This window comes from Curtobacterium sp. SL109 (assembly GCF_026672405.1).
GTDB lineage: Bacteria > Actinomycetota > Actinomycetes > Actinomycetales > Microbacteriaceae > Curtobacterium.
The window spans coordinates 947,684-968,468 of the sequence record NZ_JAPPRB010000002.1; the positions used below are offsets into that span (position 1 = coordinate 947,684).

Genomic DNA, 20,785 nt, shown 5'->3' on the forward strand with positions numbered 1-20,785 from the left:
GTCGTCGACACTACGTACTGGTCATGACCGGACAGGACCGGACCTCGCGACACTGCTGAGAGTACCGGCGCCGGCTGCACGACTCAACTCACCCCGACCAGCTCCACCCGATGACGAGAGGACCTCCGATGAGCACTGCTGCAACCACGGATGTGCCGGAGAAGAAGACGCCGAAGAAGCAGAGCAGGGTCTTCGCGAACGCGCAGCGACTCGGTCGGAGCCTGCTGCTCCCGATCGCGGTCATGCCCGCGGCCGGCATCCTGCTCCGTCTCGGCCAGAGCGACATGCTCGGCGCGATCCCCGGCTTCGAGAAGGGCGCCACGATCGTCGCCGCGGCCGGCAACGGTGTCTTCACCTGGCTGCCGCTGCTCTTCGCCGTCGGCATCGCGATCGGCTGGGCGAAGAAGTCCGACGGCACCACGGCCCTCGCCGCGGTCGTCGGCTACATGGTCATGTACCAGGTGTTCGCGGCGATGTCACCGATCGTCCTCGAAGGGGTGAAGGACTCGTCCGGCAACCAGGCGACGATCAACTTCGGTGTCCTCGGCGGCATCATCATGGGTCTCGTCTCGGCGGGCCTGTGGACCCGGTTCCACCGCACGAAGATGCCCGACTTCCTCGGCTTCTTCTCCGGTCGTCGTCTCGTCCCGATCCTGGCGGCCGTCGCCGCACTGATCATCGCGGTGCTGATGTCCTTCGTGTACCGCTACTTCGACCAGGGGCTCACCTGGGTCGGCGAGCAGGTCACGGCGCAGCCGGTCATCGGTGGTGGCATCTTCGGGTTCGTCAACCGCATGCTCATCCCGATCGGGCTGCACCAGCTGCTGAACTTCTTCCCGTGGTTCCAGCTCGGGAGCTTCACCACCGGTGGTGTGACCTACCACGGTGACATCGCGCGCTTCCTCGCGGGGGACCCGACGGCCGGCATCTTCCAGACCGGCTTCTTCCCGATCATGATGTTCGCGCTCCCCGCCGGTGCCCTGGCGATCTGGCGCAACGCCCGCCCGTCGCAGCGCAAGCTCGTCGGCGGCATCATGCTCTCGGCTGCGCTGACCTCGTTCGTCACCGGCATCACCGAGCCGCTCGAGTACTCGTTCATGTTCGTCGCCTGGCCGCTGTACGTGATCCACGCCGTGCTGACGGGTACCTCGCTCGCCCTCGTCAACGCCCTCGGCATCCACGACGGCTTCTCGTTCTCGGCCGGTGCCATCGACTACGTGTTGAACTTCGGCAAGGCGCAGGGGGCGATCTGGCTCATCCCGATCGGCCTCGCGTACGCGGCGGTCTACTACTTCCTGTTCAGTTTCGTGATCAAGAAGTGGAACCTCGGGACCCCCGGCCGCGAGCCGGAGGACGAGATCGCCTCGGCCTCGGTCGACGACCTCACCAAGGCGTAGTCGCGACGCGACCCCTTCAGGGACGGGAGGCTCGGTGCCAGCTGGCACCGAGCCTCCCGTCTGTCGTCCGGCACCATCCGCTGACCGGTCAGTCCTCGGGAACGCTGCCCACCCGGGTGGTCACCACCGAGGCGGAGTCGACCACCGTGCCGGCCGGGATGCTGCCGGTCCGTCGGGTCTGCAGGGTCCGCTCGCCGAGGTACTCCCCGCCCGATCGGTCGATGATGACCTCCTGCCGCATGCCGTTGCCCTCCTCCGACAGGCCGATGGCCGTTCCGCGTCGACCGTCGAGCGAGGTCTGCTCCTCCGTCACGACGATGCCGGGCAGGTCGGCGAGCACCTCGAACATCGTCGCGCGCAGGTCCGCCGGGACGATGCCGGTCCGCAGGAACGTGGTCACGGTGTCGAAGACGTGCTCCTCGTCGCTGGCACCCGCTGACCTCGGGGCGTCCTCGATCCGTCGGACGAGCGCTGCCGGGTCACGGGGGAGCCCCGGGATGTCGACCGCGGTCAGGGTGCCCGGTGCAGTCCCCCCGAGTTCCCCGTTGGTGAAGGCCCCGGCGAGGGCCCGCTGTCGCGTCGGGTCGGCACGGTGGGCACTGCTGGCGAAGTCCGATCGGGCTGCTTCCCGTGCTGCGGCCCCGCCGTAGAAGACCGTGGCGGGGTCGGACCAGGACTCGCGGACCCACTGCCCCGCGACGGACCGCGGGACCCAGGTGACGGTCGTGGTCGGCGCGAGGTACCCCTCGTCGTAGTGCTCGCCGTCGCTCGTGGCGTACCCGAGTGCCAGTTCCGTCACCGTCACGCGGGTGTACGCCGTGGGGGACGCGCTGTCGGAGGTGGCGGCGGCACGTGCGGCGTCGTGCAGGGTCGCCGCGGCCGCGGAGTCCGGCGTCGCCAGGTGGACCACACCGACCACGGCGCCGGTCAGCGCCCCGACGGCGACGAGCGCGGAAGCAGCGAGCAGGACCGGCCGTCGTCGGCGGCGTACGGGTGCGACGGGTGCTGCGGACATCCGGGCCCTGGCGCGGTGCAGGGCGGCATCGACGACGGCGGGTGGCAGGTCGTCGACCTCGGCGCGGACGGCTCGGAGGGCGGTGAAGTCAGGCACGGAGTTCTCCGTTCAGGGTGGTCGGCAGGTCCGGTGTCGCGCGGAGGGCGGCGCGGGCGCGGTTCAGTCGGGAGCGGACGGTGCCGACGGGCACGCCCGTGGCGGCGGCGATCTGCTCGTAGGTGAGCTCGGCCCAGGCGTGCAGCAGCACCGTGTCGCGGACGGCCGGGCGCATCCGGTCGAGCTCTCGCACGACGGCGCGGACGGCCCGCTCGCGGTCGACCCGGTCGCTCGGGTCGTCGTCGACGAGGTCCGGTTCGGCTGCCCTCGCCAGGGCCCGGCGGGCACGGGCCTCGGAGCGCCAGTGGCGGCGGAGCAGGTTCGTGGCGATGCCGAACAACCACGGCAGCGGGTCACCACGTTCCGGGTCCCGGGTGTCCCATCGGGTGAGCGCGATGACGAAGGTCTCGCCGAGGACGTCCTCGGCGGTCTGCAGGTCCGTCCGGCGAGCGAGGTAGAGCAGGATGCGACGGCCGTGCAGGTCGAACAGCGCGCCGAGTTCGGCCGGGCCGTCGGGAGGTGGGTGGGTGGTGGTCACGATGGGTACTGCCCGGTCCTGCCGTCGGAGTTCCATCACCGTAGCCGCGGACCCCTCGGCCAGGTGATACCGGTTTTGACAATCGTTCTCACGAAACGCTAGCGTCGTCACCATGCACTCCCGCCTCCTCGCCCTGCCGCTCGTCGTCGGCGCCGCTGCGCTCGCCCTGACCGGGTGCGCGACGTCCTCTGCCTCCTCGGACGCGTCCGACGACGGCACCGTCCGGGTCGTCGCCTCCACCAACGTGTACGGCTCGCTCGTCGAGACGATCGGCGGTGACCACGTGCAGGTCACGAGCATCCTGAACGACCCGTCGCAGGACCCGCACTCGTTCGAGTCGAGCGCGAAGACGCAGCTCGCCGTGTCCAAGGCCGACCTGCTCATCGAGAACGGCGGCGGGTACGACGACTTCATGACCACGCTGGCGAAGTCGTCGAACACGACGGCCGACACCATCAACGTGGTGGACCTGTCGGGGCTCGACACGGGCGGCTCCGCGGAGTTCAACGAGCACGTGTTCTACAGCTACCCGACGATGGTCACGCTCGTGGCGGACGTCGCGAAGCGCCTGGGGAAGCTCGACAGTGCCGACGAGGCGACGTTCACGAAGAACGCCGACGCGCTCACCACGAAGCTGCAGGACCTCGAGGCGCAGACGGCCGCTGTGAAGAAGACCGTCGGCGGGGAGCAGGTCGCGTACACCGAGCCGGTGCCCGGGTACCTGTTCGACGCGATGGGCCTCGACAACGTCACGCCGCCGGACTTCTCCGAGGCGATCGAGGAGGGCGACGACGTCCCGCCGGCCGCGCTCAACGACACCATCAAGCTGTTCTCGGGCGGGAAGGCGAAGCTGCTCGCGTACAACGAGCAGACCTCGAGCCCGGAGACCGAACAGGTCGAGAAGGCCGCCAAGCGCGCCGACGTCCCGGTGGTCGGTGTCACGGAGACGCTCCCGAAGGGGGAGGATTACGTCTCGTGGCAGCAGGCGAACATCGACGCGGTGCAGGCGGCACTGACGAAGTGACGACGGTCCAGGAACCGACGCGAGCCGCCACTGCCGAGCGCAGTGGCGGCTCCGCCGTGCTCGCGCTCCGTGACGCGGGCCTGTCGTACGGCACACGGAAGCTGTGGAGCGGACTCGACCTCGACGTCGCGCCGGGGGAGTTCCTGGCCGTGCTCGGGCCGAACGGCGCCGGCAAGACCTCGCTCCTGCGCACGGTCCTCGGGCAGCAGCGGCTGACCAGCGGGTCGATGGCGTTCCTCGGGCAGCCGGTCCGGCGCGGGCACCGACGCATCGGGTACATCCCGCAGCAGCGCCTGATGGAGTCCGGCACCCCGCTGCGCGCGCGGGACATGATCGCGCAGGGCGTCACCGGGCACCGGTGGGGCGTCCGGCCCGAGCGGAAGGCCGAGCGCGAGCGCATCGACCGCATCGTGGACGAGGTGGGGGCGACGGCGTTCGCGGACGCCCCGGTGTCCGAGCTGTCCGGCGGTGAGCAGCAGCGCACCCGTGTCGGGCAGGCCATCGCCGCCGACCCCGCCCTGCTGCTCTGCGACGAGCCGCTCATCTCGCTCGACCTCCGGCACCAGCGCGGCGTCACCGAGCTCATCGACCGGCAGCGTCGGCAGCAGGGCGCGGCCGTGCTGTTCGTCACGCACGACGTGAACCCGATCCTCGACGTCGTCGACCGGGTCCTCTACATCGCGGGCGGTCGGTTCCGCATCGGATCGCCGGACGAGGTCCTGCGCGCCGACGTGCTCTCGGACCTGTACGGCACCCCCGTCGACGTCGTCCGGACGATGGGCCGCATCGTGATCGTCGGCGCCAACGACACCCACGACCACACCGGCGAACACCACCACCACCACGACGTCGACCCGAACGCCGCGGCACCCGACGAAGGGCGCATCTGATGGACGTCTGGTCGACGGTCTTCTCGTTCCAGGACTACGGCGAGCTCCTCGTGCTCGTGCAGAACTCGATCCTCGCGGGCGCGGTGCTCGGCATCGTCGGCGGGCTGATCGGCCCGTTCGTCGTCGCGCGGAACATGCCGTTCGCGGTGCACGGCATCAGCGAGCTGTCCTTCGCGGGTGCGAGCGCGTCCCTGCTGCTCGGGGTCAACGTCGTGACGGGCTCGCTCGTCGGGTCGGTGGTCGCGGCGCTGCTCATCGGCCTGCTCGGCTCACGGGCCCGCGACCGCAACTCGATCATCGCCGTGCTGATGCCCTTCGGGCTCGGCCTCGGCATCCTCTGCCTGGCGCTCTACAAGGGCCGCGCGGCGAACAAGTTCGGTCTGCTCACCGGGCAGATCGTCTCCGTCGACAACCCGCAGCTGACCTTCCTGATCGTCGTCAGCGCGATCGTCGTCGTCACGCTCATCGTCATCTGGCGCCCGCTGATGTTCGCGTCCGTCGACCCCGACGTCGCCGCGGCAGCCGGGGTGCCCGTCCGGACGCTCGCCCTCGTGTTCATGCTGACCCTCGGCCTCGCGACGGCGGTCTCCGTGCAGATCGTCGGCGCGCTCCTCGTGCTCTCGCTGCTCGTGACACCGGCGGCCGCGGCGCTGCGGCTCACCGTGCACCCGCTGCTGGTCCCGCTGCTGTCGATGCTGTTCGCGGTCGTGTCGGTCGTCGGTGGCATCCTGCTGGCACTCGGTGGCGGGCTGCCGATCAGTCCGTACGTGACCTCGATCTCGTTCGCCATCTGGGTCGTGTGCCGCATCGTCGGTGCGCGGAAGGAACGCCGCGGACGCGACCGGGTCGCGGTCCGCGACGAGCACGACGGGGGCGCACCGAGCCTCCAGACCGGCACCGATGCACCACAGGAGGTCCGCGCATGAACGCCGTCCAGAACCCCGGCGTGACGCCGAAGCCGAAGCGCAACACCTGGCAGCGCGAAGCGGTGCGCGGCGCGCTCGACGGGTCGGAGGGCTTCGTCAGCGCCCAGGCGCTGCACGCCCACCTGCGCGAGGGCGGTTCGACGATCGGGCTCGCGACCGTCTACCGGGCGCTGGCCGACCTGGCCACCGACGGTGACGCCGACTCGCTGCAGCAGGACGGCGAGTCGCTCTACCGCGCGTGCACCACGGACAAGCACCACCACCACCTCATCTGCCGGAACTGCGGTCGGACCGTCGAGATCCAGGCCGACCCGGTCGAGCAGTGGGCACAGCGTGTGGCGGCCGAACACGGCTTCACGAACGCCAGCCACGTCGTCGACATCTTCGGCGAGTGCGCCTCCTGCACCGCTGCCCGCGCGGGCGCGTAGGGTCCGGCGCATGCACGTGATCATGGTGCCGGGCTTCTGGCTCGAGGCGGACGCCTGGGACGAGGTCGTGCCGGTCCTGCGCGAGGCCGGCCACTCGGTCGAGGCCCTCACCCGTGACGGTGACACCCTCGACGAGCAGGTCGCCGCGCTGGTCGAACGCCTCGACGACGTTGCGACGCCGGAGGAACCGGTCGCACTCGTCGGGCACTCCGGCGCCGGTCCGATCGCGTACATGGCCCTCGACCGGCGGCCGTCCCTCGTCCAGCACCTGGTGTACGTCGACACGTTCCCGGGGCCCGAGGGCGGCTGCGTCAACGACGAACTCCCGGTCGTGGACGGCGTCGTGCCGCTGCCGGCATGGGACTTCTGGGAGCCCGCGACCGTCCGCGGGATGACGGCGGAGCTCCGGACCGCGTTCGAGCACCGGGCGGTCCCGGAGCCGGCAGCGGTCCCGAGCGACCCCTTCCACTACGAGGACGCCGCCCGGCACACGGTCCCGGCCACCGTCATCACGTGCGAGATCTCGCCGGCCGACCTGGCGGCGATGGTCGCTGACCACCAGACCTGGGCCGCGGAGCTCGTCGCGACCGAGGAGCTCTCGATCGTCGGGCTCGACACCGGCCACTGGCCGATGTTCACGGCGCCGGTGGCGCTCGGGGACCTGATGGTGCGGGCGTTGGCCCGGAAGGCGACCGACGGGCCGTAGGCGCGCTCCGGCCACGGGCTCCGGACAGGAGGCTCGGCTCGCGTCGCGGACGCGGGTGCGGTCGTTCACCGGTCGCCAGCAGGGCGGTGGCTGCGTGGCGGGGGCGGGTCGCGCCTCCATGCCGGTCTGCACCGGGCCGCGCCGGACAGATCGTGTCCACGTCCGGAGTGCCCCGCGTACGGTGACGGCCCGTGGGACTCGACACGTGGACGAGCTGGGCCGGCGCGGCGGACTACGACGTCGCCCGCTTCGTGCTGCAGCGCGGGGTGGCGGCGATCGCGTGTCTGGCCTTCGTGTCGGCGGCGCTGCAGTTCCCGGCGCTGCTCGGCGAGCGGGGCCTGCTGCCGGTGCCCCGGTTCATGGAGCGGCCGTCCGCACGGACCCTGCCCGTGGTGTGGCGGTGGGTGCGGTACACCGACGCACGCCTGCGGACCCTCGCCGTCGGAGGAGCCGTCCTCGCGTTCGCGGTCGTCGTCGGGGTGCCGCAACTCGGACCCGCGTGGGTGCCGATGGTCTGCTTCCTGCTGCTCTGGCTCGCGTACCTGTCGATCTCCGACGTCGGCCAGACCTTCTACGCCTTCGGGTGGGAGTCGTTGCTCGTCGAGTCCCTGTTCACGGTGGCGTTCCTCGGGTCGGACCGGGTCGCGCCCCCGATCGTGGTGCTGATCGCCCTGCGGTGGCTGGTCTTCCGACTGGAGTTCGGCGCCGGCATGATCAAGATGCGCGGCGACCGGTCCTGGCGCGACCTGACCGCGCTCTACTACCACCACGAGACACAGCCGATGCCGAACCCGGTGTCGCGGACCGCCCACCTGCTGCCGCGCCCGGTGCACCGGTTCGAGACGGCGGCGTCGCACGTGGTGCAGCTCGTCGTGCCATTCCTCCTGTTCGCTCCGCAGCCGATCGCCTCGGTCGCCGCGGCGCTCGTGCTCGTCACGCAGCTGTGGCTCGTGGTGTCGGGCAACTTCGCGTGGCTGAACTGGATCACGCTCGTGCTGGCGTTCGCGGCGGTCGACGACCGGTCGGTGACCGCCGTCCTGCCGTTCCTCGCGCCGGTCGCCGACGCCGGTCCGACGGCGACGCCGCCCTGGTTCGTCGTGCTGACCGTGCTCGTCGGCCTCCTGCTGCTCTGGCTGTCCGTGCCGGCCGCGCGGAACCTGGTGTCCCGACGCCAGCTGATGAACGCGTCGTTCAACCGGTGGCACCTCGTCAACGCCTACGGGGCGTTCGGCAGCGTGACGCAGCAGCGCGACGAGGTGATCGTCGAGGGGCTCGGCGAGGACGGGGAGTGGCGCGCGTACGAGTTCCGGGGGAAGCCGGGCGATCCCCGGCGTCGGCCCGGCCAGTTCGCGCCGTACCACCTGCGGCTCGACTGGTTGATGTGGTTCCTGGCGCTCGGGATGGAGGAGCGCTGGTTCCGGGTGTTCGTCGTGCGGTTGCTCGAGGCGGATGCGCCGACCCTGCGGCTCCTGCGGCACGACCCGTTCGCCGGGGGTCGACCCCTGGCGGTGCGGGCCCGGGTGTTCCGGTACCGGTTCGCGACGCGGGAGGAACGGCGGCGGACGGGGATGTACTGGATCCGGCAGGAGCGGTACACGATGCTGCCGCCGACGTCGTTGCCGGGGTGAGCGTGGTGCTGGTGCTGGTGCTGGTGCTGGTTCTCGTGGCCGTGTTCGTGGCCGTCTTCGCGGTCGGGCCCGTGTTCGTGGCCGCGGCCGTGTTCGCGGTCGGGCTCGGCGTGGGCGCGGTTGCGACACGCCCGGCGCTCGCGTAGTGTTGGTGGCTGGTCCGCGCTCGCGCGGTCCCGTTGTTCAGCCCTCCGACCGTCGCGAACGCCGCGGTCGCGCGGTTCCGGCCCTCGCGGTCGGACTGGGCGGCACACACAACCCCCTCGTGACGTCACCTCCAGGTGGCCTGCGCGTGTGTGCCAGGCAAGTGACCTTGGGTGCGTCCGATCGGACGCACGGTATGCATCAGGAGGAAACCATGGCAGCAGTGTGCCAGGTGACCGGCGCCGTTCCCGGCTTCGGACACAACATCTCGCACTCGCACCGTCGGACGAAGCGTCGCTTCGACCCGAACGTGCAGAAGAAGACGTACTACGTGCCCTCGCTCCGGCGGAAGGTCACCCTCACGCTCAGCGCGAAGGGCATCAAGGTCATTGACGCTCGCGGCATCGAGTCCGTCGTCAAGGACGTCCTCGCACGCGGGGAGAAGATCTGATGGCGAAGAAGGGTCAGGACGTCCGTCCGATCATCAAGCTCCGCTCGACGGCGGGCACTGGTTTCACCTACGTGACCAAGAAGAACCGTCGCAACAACCCGGACCGTCTCGTGCTGAAGAAGTACGACCCGGTGGTCCGCAAGCACGTCGACTTCCGTGAGGAGCGCTAAGCATGGCGAAGAAGAGCATGATCGCGAAGAACAACCAGCGTGCAGTCATCATCGCGCGCTACGCCGAGCGTCGTCTCGAGCTGAAGAAGGCCCTCGTGGACCCGAACGGCACGGACGAGTCGCGTGAGGCCGCTCGCGTGGGGCTGCAGAAGCTCCCCCGCGACGCCTCGCCGGTGCGCTACCGCAACCGCGACGCCATCGACGGCCGCCCCCGCGGCCACCTGACGCAGTTCGGCATCAGCCGTGTCCGCTTCCGCGACATGGCGCACCGTGGCGAGCTGCCGGGCATCACGAAGAGCTCCTGGTAAGCACGCACTCCACGAACGCCCCGTCACCCTCACCGGTGGCGGGGCGTTCGTTGCGTTCGCGTTCGTCGCATTCGGGGGACAAGGTCGTCACATTGGCCACATCTGTCGCTCCAGACGCCTGACAAGCCCGGAAATCCGGGCGAGTCGGCAGGATTCGCTGCACCCGGCTGGTAGGTTCAACTCCGGTTCCGCCGGGCCCTCGGCCCGCTGGTCCGAAGCCCGGGGCAACCGCCAAGGGCACCGGGCGCCACGTGCGTCCGACCGATACGCAAGAAGTCCGAGGAGGACACCCAATGGCTGACAAGTCACTGAACCGCACCGAGCTCGTCGCTGCTGTCGCCGCCGAGTCCGGCCAGAGCCAGGCCACCGTCAACGGCGTCGTCGACGCGCTCTTCAGCGTCGTCTCGGGCTCCGTCGCCGACGGCACGAAGGTCACGATCCCCGGTTGGATCGCCTTCGAGAAGACGCACCGTGCCGCCCGCACCGGCCGCAACCCGCAGACGGGTGACGCCATCGAGATCGCCGCGAGCGACTCGGTCAAGGTCAGCGCCGGCTCGAAGCTCAAGGCTGCGGTCAAGTAGGACTGTTCGACGCACGACGGGGACGGCTTCGGCCGTCCCCGTCGTCGTTCGTGGGGGCGGCTCCGGTCGTCCCCGTCGTCGTTCGTGGAGCCGGCTCCGGTCGTCCCCGTCGTCGTCGTGCGGACGGGTCTCCACAGGTCGGTGTCCGCGGGTGCTGCCGGGGGTGGGCACCGCCTAGGCTTGACGGGTGAACCGGATCGCGCGCATCAGCGGCCCAGCCGTGCTGGTGCTCGTCGCGTTCGTGTCCGTCCTCGTCGCCCTCGTCATCGGCGGGGGAGCGGATCCCGCACTCATCGCCGACCCCGGCCCCGTCGTCCGGTTCGGCCTCCCGATCGCGCGTGTCCTCGTCGACCTGGCGGTAGCGACGGCCATCGGCGGCCTCGCCCTCGCGACGGTCGGGCTCTCACGCACCGCCCCGGAGTGGAACCGCGCGATCGACGTCGCAGCTGCCTCCGCCGGTGTGTGGACGGTCGCGTCGGCCGTCACGACCTTCCTCACGTTCCTGAGCGTCGCCGGGTCGCGGGTCAGCCTCGACGACCAGTTCGGTCAGTCGATGGGCGTGTTCCTCACCGGCACCGACCTCGGCCTCGCGTGGCTCGTGACCGTGCTCGTCGCGGCCGCCGTCACGGTGCTCTGCTTCGCCGTGCGGTCCCGGGGCATGGTGGCGCTGACCGCGGGCGTCGCGATGATCGGCCTGGTGCCGCTCGCGCAGCAGGGACACGCAGCGGGGACCGCCAGCCACGACGCCGCCGTCACCGCGCTCGGCCTGCACCTCGTCGGCGCCGCGCTCTGGATCGGTGGCATCGTCATGCTCGTGCTGGTCCGCGGGGTCGTGACCCAGGGCCGTCTCGCCGCGGTCGTCGGTCGGTACTCCAGCATCGCGCTCGGGTGCTTCGTGCTCGTCGCCGTCTCCGGTGTGGCCTCGGCGCAGATCCGCGTCGGTGCGCTGTCGAACCTGTTCAGCCCGTACGGCGCCCTGGTCCTGGTGAAGATCGGGGCGATCGTGGCACTCGGCGTCCTCGGGGCCGTGCAGCGCCGCCGCACCGTGGTCGCCCTCGCCGCGACACCCGCACGGCACCGTCCGTTCTGGACGCTGATCGTGGTGGAGCTCGCCGTGATGGGCGTGGCCGCCGGGTTCGCGGCCGCGCTCGGCCGGACGGCGCCCCCGGTCTCGCAGATCGCCCCGAGCAAGACGGCGGACCCGTCACCCGCCGAGCTCCTCACCGACGACCCGCTGCCCCACGCTCCCGGCGCCTGGGGATGGCTCACGCACTGGAACGTCGACCTGTTCTGGCTGATGGCCGCCGTGCTCGTCGTGGCGACGTACGCCGCGGGGGTCATCCGGCTCCGTCGCCGCGGGGTGTCCTGGGCGGCACGTCGGGCCATCGCGGCGGTACTCGCCGTCGTCAGCCTGGTCGTCGCGACCTCCGGGTCCCTCCACGAGTACGACCGGTTCCTCATCTCCGCGAACGTCGGCGCACACGTGCTGCTCGGCCTCGTCGTCCCCGCGCTGGTGTGGGCGGCCGCGCCCGTGCAGCTGATCCGGTCGGCGGTCCTGCCCCGCGACGACGACAGCACCGGCGTCCGCGAGTGGACCGGCGTGCTCGTGGACAACGCCGCCGTGCGCTACCTCGTGCAGCCCTTCCCGGCGTTCGTGCTGCTGGCCGCCGTCTGGTGGGCGTTCTACGGCACCCAGGCCGTGCGGTGGTCCACCGGCGACCCGATCGGCCGGACGGTCATCGACGTCGTCTTCCTGCTCGTCGGACTGCTCGCCCTGCCGACGCTGTTCACCCCGGTCGCCGCCGGAGCCCGTCGAGCGTCGCTGCCGGCGTTCCTGGTACGGGTCGTCGGTGCCGTGGTGGTCGCTGCCGGCACCGTGTCGCTCGGCATCGCGATGCAGGGGCCGCTCGGGCTGCTGCAGGCGTCGTGGTTCGGCGCGATGGGTCGCACCTGGGGGCCGGACCCGCTGGTCGACCAGGCGCGAGCGGGCGTGGTGCTCGTCGTGGTCGGCGTGCTGCTGGTCATCGCCGTGGTCGTCGTCGGACTCGTGCAGCTCCGGCGCGGTGCGACGAGCGCGCCGGCGTCCGGCATGCCCGCGTCCGTGCCCGCCCCGGTCGCCGTCCGCGCGACCACCGCCGACGCGCCCGACGACGGGACGGCTCCCCGGTGAGCGTGGAACTCAGCGCCGAACAGCGCGCCGTCTTCGAGTACATCGAGTCCACCCGCGACCACGTCTTCATCACCGGCCGCGCGGGGACGGGCAAGTCGACCCTGCTCAACCACCTGGCCTGGAACACCGACAAACAGGTCGTCATCTGCGCCCCGACGGGTGTCGCTGCGCTCAACGTCGGCGGTCAGACCATCCACTCGCTCTTCCGGCTGCCGATCGGTCTCATCGCCGACGCCGACCTCCGCCAGGGCCCGGAGACCCGCAAGCTGCTGAACACCATGGACACCCTGGTGATCGACGAGGTCTCGATGGTCAACGCAGACCTGCTCGACGCCATCGACCGCTCGCTGCGCAAGGCCCGCGGGCGGCAGTTCGAGGCCTTCGGCGGCGTCCAGGTCGTCATGTTCGGCGACCCGTACCAGTTGCCGCCGGTGCCGGGCGATGCCGATGAACGCGCGTACTTCACCGACCACTACCGGTCGCTGTGGTTCTTCGACGCCCGTGTCTGGCTCGAGGCCGAGCTCCACATCATCGAGCTCGCCACCGTGCACCGCCAGCGCGACGACGCCTTCGCCGCGATGCTCACGGCGGTCCGCCACGGCCGGGTCACCGGGGACATCGCGAACCGCCTGAACGAGGCCGGCGCACGCCCGGCACCCGACGACGCCATCACCCTGGCGACGCGGAACGACACCGTGGCCAAGATCAACAAGGCGGCGCTCGACCGGCTCCCCGGCACGACGAAGACCGCCAAGGCCGACGTCAACGGCGACTTCGGCGGCCGGAACTTCCCCGCGGACGAGGCCCTCGAGCTCAAGCCCGGGGCCCACGTGATGTTCCTCCGCAACGACCCGGACCAGCGCTGGGTGAACGGCACGCTCGGAGTCGTGCAGACCATCCGCGACACCGTGTGGGTCGACGTCGACGGGGAGTCCTTCGAGGTCCAGCCCTCGGTCTGGGAGAAGTTCAGGTACTCCTACGACGCCGACAAGAAGGAGCTCAAGAAGGACACCGTCGGGGAGTTCCAGCAGTTCCCCCTGCGCCTGGCCTGGGCCGTGACGATCCACAAGTCGCAGGGCAGCACCTACGACCGGGCGATGATCGACCTCGGCAACCGGGTGTTCAGCGCCGGCCAGACCTACGTCGCGCTCTCGCGGCTGACCTCGCTCGACGGGCTCTTCCTGTCGCGGCCGTTGCGCCCGTCGGACATCATCGTGGACCTCGACGTCCGGCGCTTCATGTCCGAGGCGCCGCGCATCGTCGCCACCCAGCTCGAAGCCCCGAAGCCCGACGCCTCCAAGCCCGACGCCCCGAAGCCCGACGCCTGACCCAGCACCGCCCACCGGCCAGGAGGCCCGTGGCGGCCTTGCACCGGGCCTCCCGTCCGGTGGATGGCCGGGTCCAGGGCCCGCGGCTGCATGCGTCCGCATCGTGCGACGCGGCACGTGTCGTTCGACGTCCGTCGTGTCGGATCATGCCGACGGATGTGGTGCGTGCGCATGCTGCGACGTCGCACGAGTCGTTCGACGGGTGCGGTGTCGGCGCATGCGTGTGCATGGTGCGACAACGTCGAGGTCGTACGACAGCGGTGGTGTCGTTCGGGGTCCGGCCCCGAGTGCGCCGGGCCGACGTCCGCGGCAGGAGCGACAACGTCGAAGTCGTACGACAGCGATGGTGTCGTTCAGCGTCGGGTGCGCTTGTCCCGGGCCGACGTCGGTGCTCGGTGCTCGGTGCGACAACCTCGACGTCGTACGACAGCGACGCTGTCGTTCCGAGTCGGGTCGGCGCGCCCCACACACGACGACGCCCGCCTGCCGAACGGCAGACGGGCGTCGGACGCAGCGCGACTCAGGCCTGAGCGGCCCGCAGTGCGCTGATGTTCTGCTTGTCGGCACCGAGTGCGGTGAGCACCAGGACCACGCCGACGATGGCGTTGAAGACGTTGTCCGGGGTGTTCAGCGCGAAGACGTTGGCCGAGGTGCTGGAGAAGACGAAGCCGTACACAGCGAGGACCACGAGCACGATGCCCACGACCAGGTTCACGTTGCGCGAGCCGATGGTGTTGCCGAGCCCGACGATGAAGAGCGCGAACGCCAGCAGGGTCCAGACCGCACCGAGCGCCGGGTTCACCTGGAAGGCGTTCCACAGCAGGCCGCCGACGTCGCCGAAGAAGGCGTGACCGCGCTCGTGGGCGAAGAAGAAGCCGAGGATGCCCCAGACGGTCAGGACGGTGCCGGCCGTCAGCGCGAGCGCACGGTTCGGCGAAGCGATGATGCTCGGTTCCTTGATGGCCACGTCGGTCTCCTCGTCTGGTGCCACGATGGTCGTCGTGGCGCTTGCCGCCCGTGCAGGAACGTCACCCTGCCGGGGCGTCCGCGCAGGAGCGTCAGCCTGGCGGAACCCGCCGAGCGTGCCCTGGTTCCCAGGGTTCGACCGGCCCTCCAACGGTATCGTGTCCGACCCCGAGCGACCGAATCGGAGCAGGCCGAGCAGGCGTGCGACGACACCCGCGACGACCACCCCGAGGAGGATGATCCCCGTGATCCGGACACCCGAGCGCGACGTGCCGGGGTCGCGCGACGCCCGGGGGCCGAGTGTGTCGCGACGGCTCCGGTGGGGTGTGCTCGCGGCTCTGGGGTTCGTGATCGTGCCTCTCGTCTACGCGGTCGCCGTGCTGACGCCGCTCGGGCAGCGGGTGGAGGACTCGGCGCTCGGCGGTGTTCGCGAGACCGACCTGTTCGGGTCGGACACCGCGCTCAACGTGATCTCGGTCCCGGTGATCCTGCTGCTCGTGGTCGTGATCGCCGCCGTCGCGTTCGCACGGAGGCGGCTCGCCGTCGGTCTGGCGGCGGGGGTCGTCGTGCTCGCATCGGCGGGGACGTCGACCCTGGTCAAGAGTATCGCCGTGCGCCCGGAGATCGCTCAGTCGACGACGCCGAACTCGTTCCCCTCGGGACACGCGACCATCGCGATGGCGGCGCTGTTCGCGGTGCTGATGGTCACACCCCGACGCTTCCGCCCGGTCGTGCTCGTCCTGGGCACGGTCTACGCCGTGTTCGTGGCGAACCAGACCGTGGTCTACGGGTGGCACCGGGTGAGCGACATCGTCGGCGCCTGTGCGGTGGCGCTGTTCTGGCTCGGGCTCGTCCGGTGGCTCGGCCCGCGGGTCGACCTGGGCGTCCGCGGGGACCGTGACGGACGCCGAGGCCCGCGCAAGCTCGTGACGGCGCTGCTGCTCATCGCGACGGGGGTGACGCTCGCGGTCGGTGCGACGGCGTTCGTGGTCGCGCTGACCGACCCCTCGGGTGACCGCGACGCGATGCTCGTCGCCGGTCGGATGGCGTCCTCGGCGAGCGTGCTGCTCACGGTCACCGTGGTGTGGCTGGCGGACGGTCTGCACCACGCGGCGCCGACGACGGACCCGACGGGCGCGCCAGCCCACCGCTGAGCAGCGGCTCGGACGCAGCTGCAACGGCAGCACCAGCACCAGCACCAGCACCAGCACCAACACCAGCACCAGCACCAGCACCAACACCAACAGCCGCACCCCCAGCGGGAATGTCTCCCCGTGCGCTACGTTGTACCCATCAGTTCGATGCAAACGCATCGACCTTGTGGAAGGCAGGCGCATCATGCAGTTCGGGATCTTCACGGTCAGCGACGTCACCACCGACCCCAAGACGGGGACCACCCCGGACGACACGCAGCGCGTCCGCGACATCATGACGATCGCCGAGCACGCCGACCAGGCCGGGCTCGACGTCTTCGCCACGGGGGAGCACCACAACCCGCCGTTCGTGGCCTCGAGCCCGACGACGATGCTCGGCTACCTGGCCGGGCGCACGAAGCACATCACGCTCTCCACGAGCACGACCCTCATCACGACGAACGACCCCGTGCGCATCGCCGAGGAGTACGCGATGCTCCAGGTCATCTCCGACGGCCGCATGGACCTGATGATGGGCCGCGGCAACACCGGCCCGGTCTACCCGTGGTTCGGGCAGGACATCCGGCAGGGCGTCAACCTGGCGATCGAGAACTACGCGCTCGTCCGCCAGCTGTGGGAGAACGACGTCGTGAACTGGCAGGGCCGGTTCCGCACGCCGCTGCAGGGCTTCACCTCGACCCCGCGTCCGCTCGACGGCGTCGCGCCGTTCGTCTGGCACGGCTCCATCCGCACGCCGGAGATCGCCGAGCAGGCCGCGTACTACGGCGACGGCTTCTTCCACAACAACATCTTCTGGCCGATCCAGCACACCGAGCAGATGGTCGGCCTGTACCGCCAGCGCTTCGAGCACCACGGCCACGGCAGCGCCGACCAGGCGATCGTCGGGCTCGGCGGCCAGTTCTTCGCGCGGAAGAACTCGCAGGACGCGGTCAACGAGTTCCGGCCGTACTTCGACAACGCCCCGGTCTACGGCCACGGCCCCTCGATGGAGGACTTCACCGCGCAGACCCCGCTCACCGTCGGCTCGCCCCAGCAGGTCATCGACCGGTACGCCGCGATGAAGGACCACGTCGGCCACTACCAGCGCCAGCTCTTCCTCATCGACCACGCCGGCCTGCCGCTGAAGACGGTGCTCGAGCAGATCGACGTCCTGGCCGAGGACATCGTCCCCGAGCTCCGCAGGATCAACGAGGAGGGCCGCCCCGCCCACGTCCCGAGCAACCCGCCGAGCCACGCCGAGCGCGTCGCGGCAGCCCGCCTCGCGGGTGCCGTCGGCAGCGACCACGTCGCCGCCGTCGACGAGTTCACCGGAGCGTCGGTCTGATCGTCACCCCGTGACGGCCTGGAGGCCCGGTGCCAGCTGGCACCCCTCCCTCGCAGGCTCGGTCGGCGCGCCCCGCGCAACGCTTCGCGTCGCCGCTGAGCGGGGCGCGCCCGTCCGGCAGGTGGGTCGTTCCGCGCGTTGCAGGTCGGGAGGAACGACCGCCGACGCGCGAATCGACCTCCTCCGCGCGGAACGACCCGCGGAACCCCCACGCGCACCGACCCGCGGAACCCCCACGCGGAACGACCCGCGGAACCCCCACGCGCACCGACCGCGCCACGTCCGTCGCCTATCCTGTCCCGGTGACGACGCCCACCACGCCGCCGCAGCAGCGGGCCCGGACGCTCACCGGCCCCGGCCTGGTGCTGTTGGCCGTCGTGGTCCTCCTGGGCATCCGCCTGGCCACGCCGAGCATCGGGTCAGCGGGCCTGCCCGACGTGGTGCAGGACTTCCTCACCCTGGCGATCAGCGTCGTCGTGGAGTCCCTGCCGTTCGTCGTGCTCGGCATCGTGCTCTCGATCGTCGTCGAGGTCTGGGTGCCGCAGGGTGCCCTCGAGCGCATCCTGCCGAGCCGCCCGATGCCCCGCCGAGCCGTCATCTCGCTCATCGGCATGCTGTTCCCCGTGTGTGAGTGCGGCAACGTCCCGCTCGCCCGGGGGCTGATGCTCCGCGGCTTCACCCCCGCCGAGGCGGTCACGTTCCTGGTCGCTGCCCCGATCCTCAACCCCCTCGTGATCATCAGCACGGCGCAGGCGTTCGGCTGGTCGGGGTGGATCCTGCCCGTCCGGATCCTGGGTGGCTTCGTCGTCGCGAACCTGGTCGGGTGGATCGTCGCCGCGCACCGTCGTCCCGCCGACCTGCTGCTCCCCGCGTTCGAGGCCCGCTGCCGCGCCGCCGTCGGCAGCGCCGCCCCGACGAACCGCTGGCGGGAGAGCGCCGCCCAGTTCGGCGGTGAGACCGCGACGATGATGCCGGCGCTGTTCGTCGGCGCCGGGCTCGCCGCCGCTATCCAGGTCGCGGTGCCCCGGTCCACGCTCGTGGCGATCGGGTCGAACCCGGTGCTGTCCGTCCTGGCGATGATGCTGCTGGCGATGACGGTGTCGCTGTGCTCGAACGTGGACGCCTTCTTCGCGCTGTCCTTCGCCTCGACGTTCCTGCCCGGGTCGATCACGGCGTTCCTCGTCATCGGGCCGATCATCGACGTGAAGATGCTCGCCCTGCTCCGGACGACCTTCCGCGTGCGGTTCCTCGTGCTGCTCGCCGTCGTCTGTGTCCTGTTCGCCGCTGCCGTGGGGTTGGTGATGAATGTCCTCGTCTGAGCACGACGCCCCGCACGGCAGCGCCCACGGCGATGGTCGGCGGCGCGCGCTGGTCGGCCTCGGCTCGGTGCTCGCCGTGGCCCTGTGCACGCTGTGGCTCGCCGCCGTCGGCCACCTCGACCTCTACATCAACCCGCGGTACTCGGTCTTCACCGTCGTGCTCGCGGCCGTCGCCGTGCCCGCGTCGGTCGCCGGCCTGCTCGTCGTCGCACGGGGAGCGGGACACACCCACGACCACGCTGGTCCCGACGACGACGTGGTCGCCTCCGGCCGGTCTGGAGGCCCGGCTCGCCTCCTCGGGACCGTCCTCGGTGGCGTCGCGGCGGCCGTCACGATCGCGCTCACGCTGGCGATGCTGGTCCTGCCCCCGACGACGCTGTCGGCCAGGACCGCGCAGCAGCGGAGCGTCGACAGCGCGACGCTCTCGGACGCCACGGGGTCGAGCGGGAACGTGGCGCTCCTCGGCAGCGGTTCCGTCGACACCGCGGGCTACGGCGTGAAGGACTGGGCAGCGCTCATCCGGCAGACGACCGACACGAGCTCGCTCGTCGGCAAGCGGGTGCAGCTCACGGGGTTCGTCGTGCCCGGCGCGGACGGCACCTTCACCCTGACGCGGTTCGTGATCAGCTGCTGTGCCGTCGACGCACAGCCCGTCGGTCTCGTCGTGACCACGGACGGCACCGTCCCCGCCGCGAACCAGTGGGTGACCGTCAGCGGGGCGCTCGCCGCGAACCCGGACCAGGCCGCCGACGCCCGCACGGTCGTGAAGGCGCAGACGGTCAAGCGTGTGCAGCAGCCCGAGGACCCCTATGAGTACTGAGACGCGGCGGCCCGTCGCCGAGCGCTTCCGACGGCGCTTCGTGGCCGTCGTGCTGGTGCTCGTGGTCGTGGCGGGACTCGCGGCCGTCGTCGGCTCGCAGCAGGGCCCACGGCTGCGGTCGGTGGCGTACGACGCCAGCGGCATCGTGTCCCGCCCGGCGCAGCGGGTCATCATCACGGCGAACCAGGCGCTGCAGCGCGTCACGGCGTCGGACGTCCGGGTCAGTCCGGCGGCGGCGCACACGGTGACCTCGAGCGGCAACACGGTGGCGGTCGAGTTCGCCGGGCCGCTCGAGTACGACCGCCGCTACACGGTCACGGTCGCGCGTGCGCCGGCGCCCGGGCAGCGGGCGACCTCGGACCTGCGGGCGACGATCCGCACGGGCAGCACCGACGTCCTCGCCCTCGTCCGCGGTGCCGGCGCAGCGAAGGACCGCATCGTGCGGCGGTCGCTCGACGCCTCGGGTGCGACGACCGTGTACGAGGGGACGGACATCACCGAGTACGTGCGCCTCAGCCGGTTCCTCGTGGTGCTCAGCGACACCGCGGTGGGGGAGTCGAGCATCGACGTCGTGTCGTTGGCGGACGGGGTCGAGGACCAGGACGCGCCCGTCGAACACCTGACGCTGCCGACCTCCGCCGGGCACGCGTCCGCGCTGCACGCCGCGGACGACGGGGCCTCGTTCGGGTTCCAGTACGCCGACACGTCGTCGGGGGAGTCGAAGGACGTCGGGCTGTACGTCGTCGACATGACCGGCACCCACATGCCCGAGGCGATCGCGGCCGACGGCACGCCGACCACCGGTGCCGTGCCGATGACCGTCAGCCAGTGGGCCTACGTCCCACGGACCGAGAGCGCCCTGGTGCGCACGGGCACCGACGAGCTGTTCCTCGTCGACATGAGTGGGCGCGCCGAGGCCGTGCGGCTCGGGTCCGCCACCTACCTGCACGGCTTCGTCGGGTCCGGCACCACCGCGGTCGTCGAGTCCGGCACGGGCATCGAGCAGGTCGACCTGACGAGCGGGAAGCGGACGCCCATCACCGCTCCCGCGCTGAGCACCGACGCGCCCTACCTGGGGCGCATCGCGCAGCTGACGGACCGGACGTACCTGCGCACGGTGGGCGACGTCCGTGACGACGGGACGATCGCCAGCCGCATCGTGCGCGTGGACGGCACCCGAGCCTCCCGGCTGCCCGTGACCATCGCGGGCGACGCGACCCTGAACGCGGTGTGCCCGTCGCCGAACGGGCAGTTCGTGGCGCTCGCCACGCGGTCCCGGGACGGCGCGCTCGTCAGCATCGTCGACGCGACCACCGGTGCGCTCGAGGCGAGCACCGCCGGCGAGCAGGTCGACTGGTGCACGGCGCTGCCGAGCGGCGACGAGGTCGGGTAGGCGCACCCT

At 71.1% G+C, this 20,785-nt stretch carries 22 protein-coding genes; 19 read left to right on the forward strand and 3 right to left on the reverse strand.

Features of this window, described 5'->3' with window-relative positions; all coding sequences use genetic code 11:
* The first annotated feature begins 128 nt into the window (after positions 1–128).
* Complete coding sequence (locus OVA28_RS06005; protein ID WP_194659912.1) at positions 129–1,397, forward strand: PTS transporter subunit EIIC; 1,269 nt, start codon at positions 129–131, stop codon at positions 1,395–1,397.
* 88 nt (positions 1,398–1,485) lie between these two features.
* Here OVA28_RS06005 and OVA28_RS06010 read toward each other — a convergent pair whose 3' ends face one another.
* Positions 1,486–2,508 (reverse strand): CU044_5270 family protein, encoded by a 1,023-nt coding sequence (locus OVA28_RS06010; protein WP_268096168.1) that lies wholly within the window; start codon positions 2,506–2,508, stop codon positions 1,486–1,488.
* Positions 2,501–3,046, reverse strand: a complete 546-nt coding sequence (locus tag OVA28_RS06015; RefSeq protein ID WP_268096169.1) for an RNA polymerase sigma factor — start codon at positions 3,044–3,046, stop codon at positions 2,501–2,503. Before OVA28_RS06015 ends, OVA28_RS06010 begins: the two co-directional genes overlap by 8 nt.
* Before the next feature lie 112 nt (positions 3,047–3,158).
* On the opposite strand from OVA28_RS06015, the gene OVA28_RS06020 reads away from it, so the two are divergent.
* The 13 genes from OVA28_RS06020 (at position 3,159) to OVA28_RS06080 (ending at position 13,800) form a co-directional block, all read left to right on the forward strand.
* The gene (locus OVA28_RS06020; protein ID WP_268096170.1) at positions 3,159–4,070 is read left to right on the forward strand and encodes a metal ABC transporter solute-binding protein, Zn/Mn family; all 912 of its coding nucleotides are present in this window, start codon (positions 3,159–3,161) and stop codon (positions 4,068–4,070) included.
* Positions 4,067–4,960 (forward strand): metal ABC transporter ATP-binding protein, encoded by an 894-nt coding sequence (locus OVA28_RS06025; RefSeq protein WP_194659914.1) that lies wholly within the window; start codon positions 4,067–4,069, stop codon positions 4,958–4,960. The genes OVA28_RS06020 and OVA28_RS06025 overlap by 4 nt, the downstream gene beginning before the upstream one ends.
* Entirely contained in the window at positions 4,960–5,886 is a 927-nt protein-coding gene (locus OVA28_RS06030; RefSeq protein ID WP_268096171.1) for a metal ABC transporter permease, read from the forward strand. The genes OVA28_RS06025 and OVA28_RS06030 overlap by 1 nt, the downstream gene beginning before the upstream one ends.
* Positions 5,883–6,314 carry a Fur family transcriptional regulator gene (locus tag OVA28_RS06035; protein ID WP_194659915.1) on the forward strand — a complete coding sequence of 144 codons (432 nt, stop codon included), beginning with the start codon at positions 5,883–5,885 and terminating at the stop codon, positions 6,312–6,314. The genes OVA28_RS06030 and OVA28_RS06035 overlap by 4 nt, the downstream gene beginning before the upstream one ends.
* A 10-nt stretch (positions 6,315–6,324) precedes the next feature.
* Positions 6,325–7,020: an alpha/beta fold hydrolase gene (locus OVA28_RS06040; protein ID WP_268096173.1), complete on the forward strand. Its 696-nt coding sequence runs from the start codon at positions 6,325–6,327 to the stop codon at positions 7,018–7,020.
* 191 nt (positions 7,021–7,211) lie between these two features.
* Positions 7,212–8,648 carry a lipase maturation factor family protein gene (locus OVA28_RS06045; RefSeq protein WP_268096174.1) on the forward strand — a complete coding sequence of 479 codons (1,437 nt, stop codon included), beginning with the start codon at positions 7,212–7,214 and terminating at the stop codon, positions 8,646–8,648.
* Entirely contained in the window at positions 8,645–8,794 is a 150-nt protein-coding gene (locus OVA28_RS06050; protein ID WP_268096175.1) for a hypothetical protein, read from the forward strand. Before OVA28_RS06045 ends, OVA28_RS06050 begins: the two co-directional genes overlap by 4 nt.
* A gap of 212 nt (positions 8,795–9,006) precedes the next feature.
* Complete coding sequence (gene rpmB, locus OVA28_RS06055) at positions 9,007–9,243, forward strand: 50S ribosomal protein L28 (protein WP_071279553.1); 237 nt, start codon at positions 9,007–9,009, stop codon at positions 9,241–9,243.
* Positions 9,243–9,413 (forward strand): 50S ribosomal protein L33, encoded by a 171-nt coding sequence (gene rpmG, locus OVA28_RS06060; RefSeq protein WP_056123557.1) that lies wholly within the window; start codon positions 9,243–9,245, stop codon positions 9,411–9,413. Before rpmB ends, rpmG begins: the two co-directional genes overlap by 1 nt.
* 2 nt (positions 9,414–9,415) lie before the next feature.
* Positions 9,416–9,721, forward strand: coding sequence for a 30S ribosomal protein S14 (rpsN, locus tag OVA28_RS06065; RefSeq protein ID WP_071279555.1), 306 nt, complete (start codon positions 9,416–9,418; stop codon positions 9,719–9,721).
* Between the two features lie 293 nt (positions 9,722–10,014).
* Positions 10,015–10,302, forward strand: coding sequence for an HU family DNA-binding protein (locus tag OVA28_RS06070; protein WP_056123550.1), 288 nt, complete (start codon positions 10,015–10,017; stop codon positions 10,300–10,302).
* Positions 10,303–10,489: 187 nt separating this feature from the next.
* Positions 10,490–12,472: a cytochrome c oxidase assembly protein gene (locus OVA28_RS06075; protein ID WP_268096176.1), complete on the forward strand. Its 1,983-nt coding sequence runs from the start codon at positions 10,490–10,492 to the stop codon at positions 12,470–12,472.
* Positions 12,469–13,800 carry an ATP-dependent DNA helicase gene (locus OVA28_RS06080; RefSeq protein ID WP_268096178.1) on the forward strand — a complete coding sequence of 444 codons (1,332 nt, stop codon included), beginning with the start codon at positions 12,469–12,471 and terminating at the stop codon, positions 13,798–13,800. The genes OVA28_RS06075 and OVA28_RS06080 overlap by 4 nt, the downstream gene beginning before the upstream one ends.
* A gap of 520 nt (positions 13,801–14,320) precedes the next feature.
* On the opposite strand, the gene OVA28_RS06085 is transcribed toward OVA28_RS06080, so the two are convergent.
* Complete coding sequence (locus tag OVA28_RS06085; protein ID WP_194629242.1) at positions 14,321–14,767, reverse strand: DUF4383 domain-containing protein; 447 nt, start codon at positions 14,765–14,767, stop codon at positions 14,321–14,323.
* A 244-nt stretch (positions 14,768–15,011) separates the two neighbouring features.
* Here OVA28_RS06085 and OVA28_RS06090 point away from each other — a divergent pair, with 244 nt between their 5' ends.
* The 5 genes from OVA28_RS06090 (at position 15,012) to OVA28_RS06110 (ending at position 20,776) form a co-directional block, all read left to right on the forward strand.
* Complete coding sequence (locus OVA28_RS06090; RefSeq protein WP_268096179.1) at positions 15,012–15,920, forward strand: phosphatase PAP2 family protein; 909 nt, start codon at positions 15,012–15,014, stop codon at positions 15,918–15,920.
* A 184-nt stretch (positions 15,921–16,104) separates the two neighbouring features.
* The gene (locus OVA28_RS06095) at positions 16,105–17,244 is read left to right on the forward strand and encodes an LLM class flavin-dependent oxidoreductase (RefSeq protein WP_268096180.1); all 1,140 of its coding nucleotides are present in this window, start codon (positions 16,105–16,107) and stop codon (positions 17,242–17,244) included.
* A gap of 302 nt (positions 17,245–17,546) precedes the next feature.
* Positions 17,547–18,563, forward strand: coding sequence for a permease (locus tag OVA28_RS06100; protein ID WP_268096181.1), 1,017 nt, complete (start codon positions 17,547–17,549; stop codon positions 18,561–18,563).
* Positions 18,550–19,383 (forward strand): TIGR03943 family putative permease subunit, encoded by an 834-nt coding sequence (locus OVA28_RS06105; protein WP_268096183.1) that lies wholly within the window; start codon positions 18,550–18,552, stop codon positions 19,381–19,383. The genes OVA28_RS06100 and OVA28_RS06105 overlap by 14 nt, the downstream gene beginning before the upstream one ends.
* Positions 19,373–20,776, forward strand: a complete 1,404-nt coding sequence (locus tag OVA28_RS06110) for a hypothetical protein (protein WP_268096185.1) — start codon at positions 19,373–19,375, stop codon at positions 20,774–20,776. The genes OVA28_RS06105 and OVA28_RS06110 overlap by 11 nt, the downstream gene beginning before the upstream one ends.
* Positions 20,777–20,785: the final 9 nt, after the last annotated feature.

Excerpts from the sequence above, each read along its gene's own strand:
- OVA28_RS06005 (WP_194659912.1), top strand. The coding sequence starts at position 129 with ATGAGCACTGCTGCAACCACGGATGTGCCGGAGAAGAAGACGCCGAAG.
- OVA28_RS06020 (WP_268096170.1), top strand. The coding sequence starts at position 3,159 with ATGCACTCCCGCCTCCTCGCCCTGCCGCTCGTCGTCGGCGCCGCTGCG.
- OVA28_RS06030 (WP_268096171.1), top strand. The coding sequence starts at position 4,960 with ATGGACGTCTGGTCGACGGTCTTCTCGTTCCAGGACTACGGCGAGCTC.
- OVA28_RS06035 (WP_194659915.1), top strand. The coding sequence starts at position 5,883 with ATGAACGCCGTCCAGAACCCCGGCGTGACGCCGAAGCCGAAGCGCAAC.
- OVA28_RS06040 (WP_268096173.1), top strand. The coding sequence starts at position 6,325 with ATGCACGTGATCATGGTGCCGGGCTTCTGGCTCGAGGCGGACGCCTGG.
- rpmB (WP_071279553.1), top strand. The coding sequence starts at position 9,007 with ATGGCAGCAGTGTGCCAGGTGACCGGCGCCGTTCCCGGCTTCGGACAC.
- rpmG (WP_056123557.1), top strand. The coding sequence starts at position 9,243 with ATGGCGAAGAAGGGTCAGGACGTCCGTCCGATCATCAAGCTCCGCTCG.
- rpsN (WP_071279555.1), top strand. The coding sequence starts at position 9,416 with ATGGCGAAGAAGAGCATGATCGCGAAGAACAACCAGCGTGCAGTCATC.
- OVA28_RS06070 (WP_056123550.1), top strand. The coding sequence starts at position 10,015 with ATGGCTGACAAGTCACTGAACCGCACCGAGCTCGTCGCTGCTGTCGCC.
- OVA28_RS06095 (WP_268096180.1), top strand. The coding sequence starts at position 16,105 with ATGCAGTTCGGGATCTTCACGGTCAGCGACGTCACCACCGACCCCAAG.
- OVA28_RS06105 (WP_268096183.1), top strand. The coding sequence starts at position 18,550 with ATGTCCTCGTCTGAGCACGACGCCCCGCACGGCAGCGCCCACGGCGAT.
- OVA28_RS06110 (WP_268096185.1), top strand. The coding sequence starts at position 19,373 with ATGAGTACTGAGACGCGGCGGCCCGTCGCCGAGCGCTTCCGACGGCGC.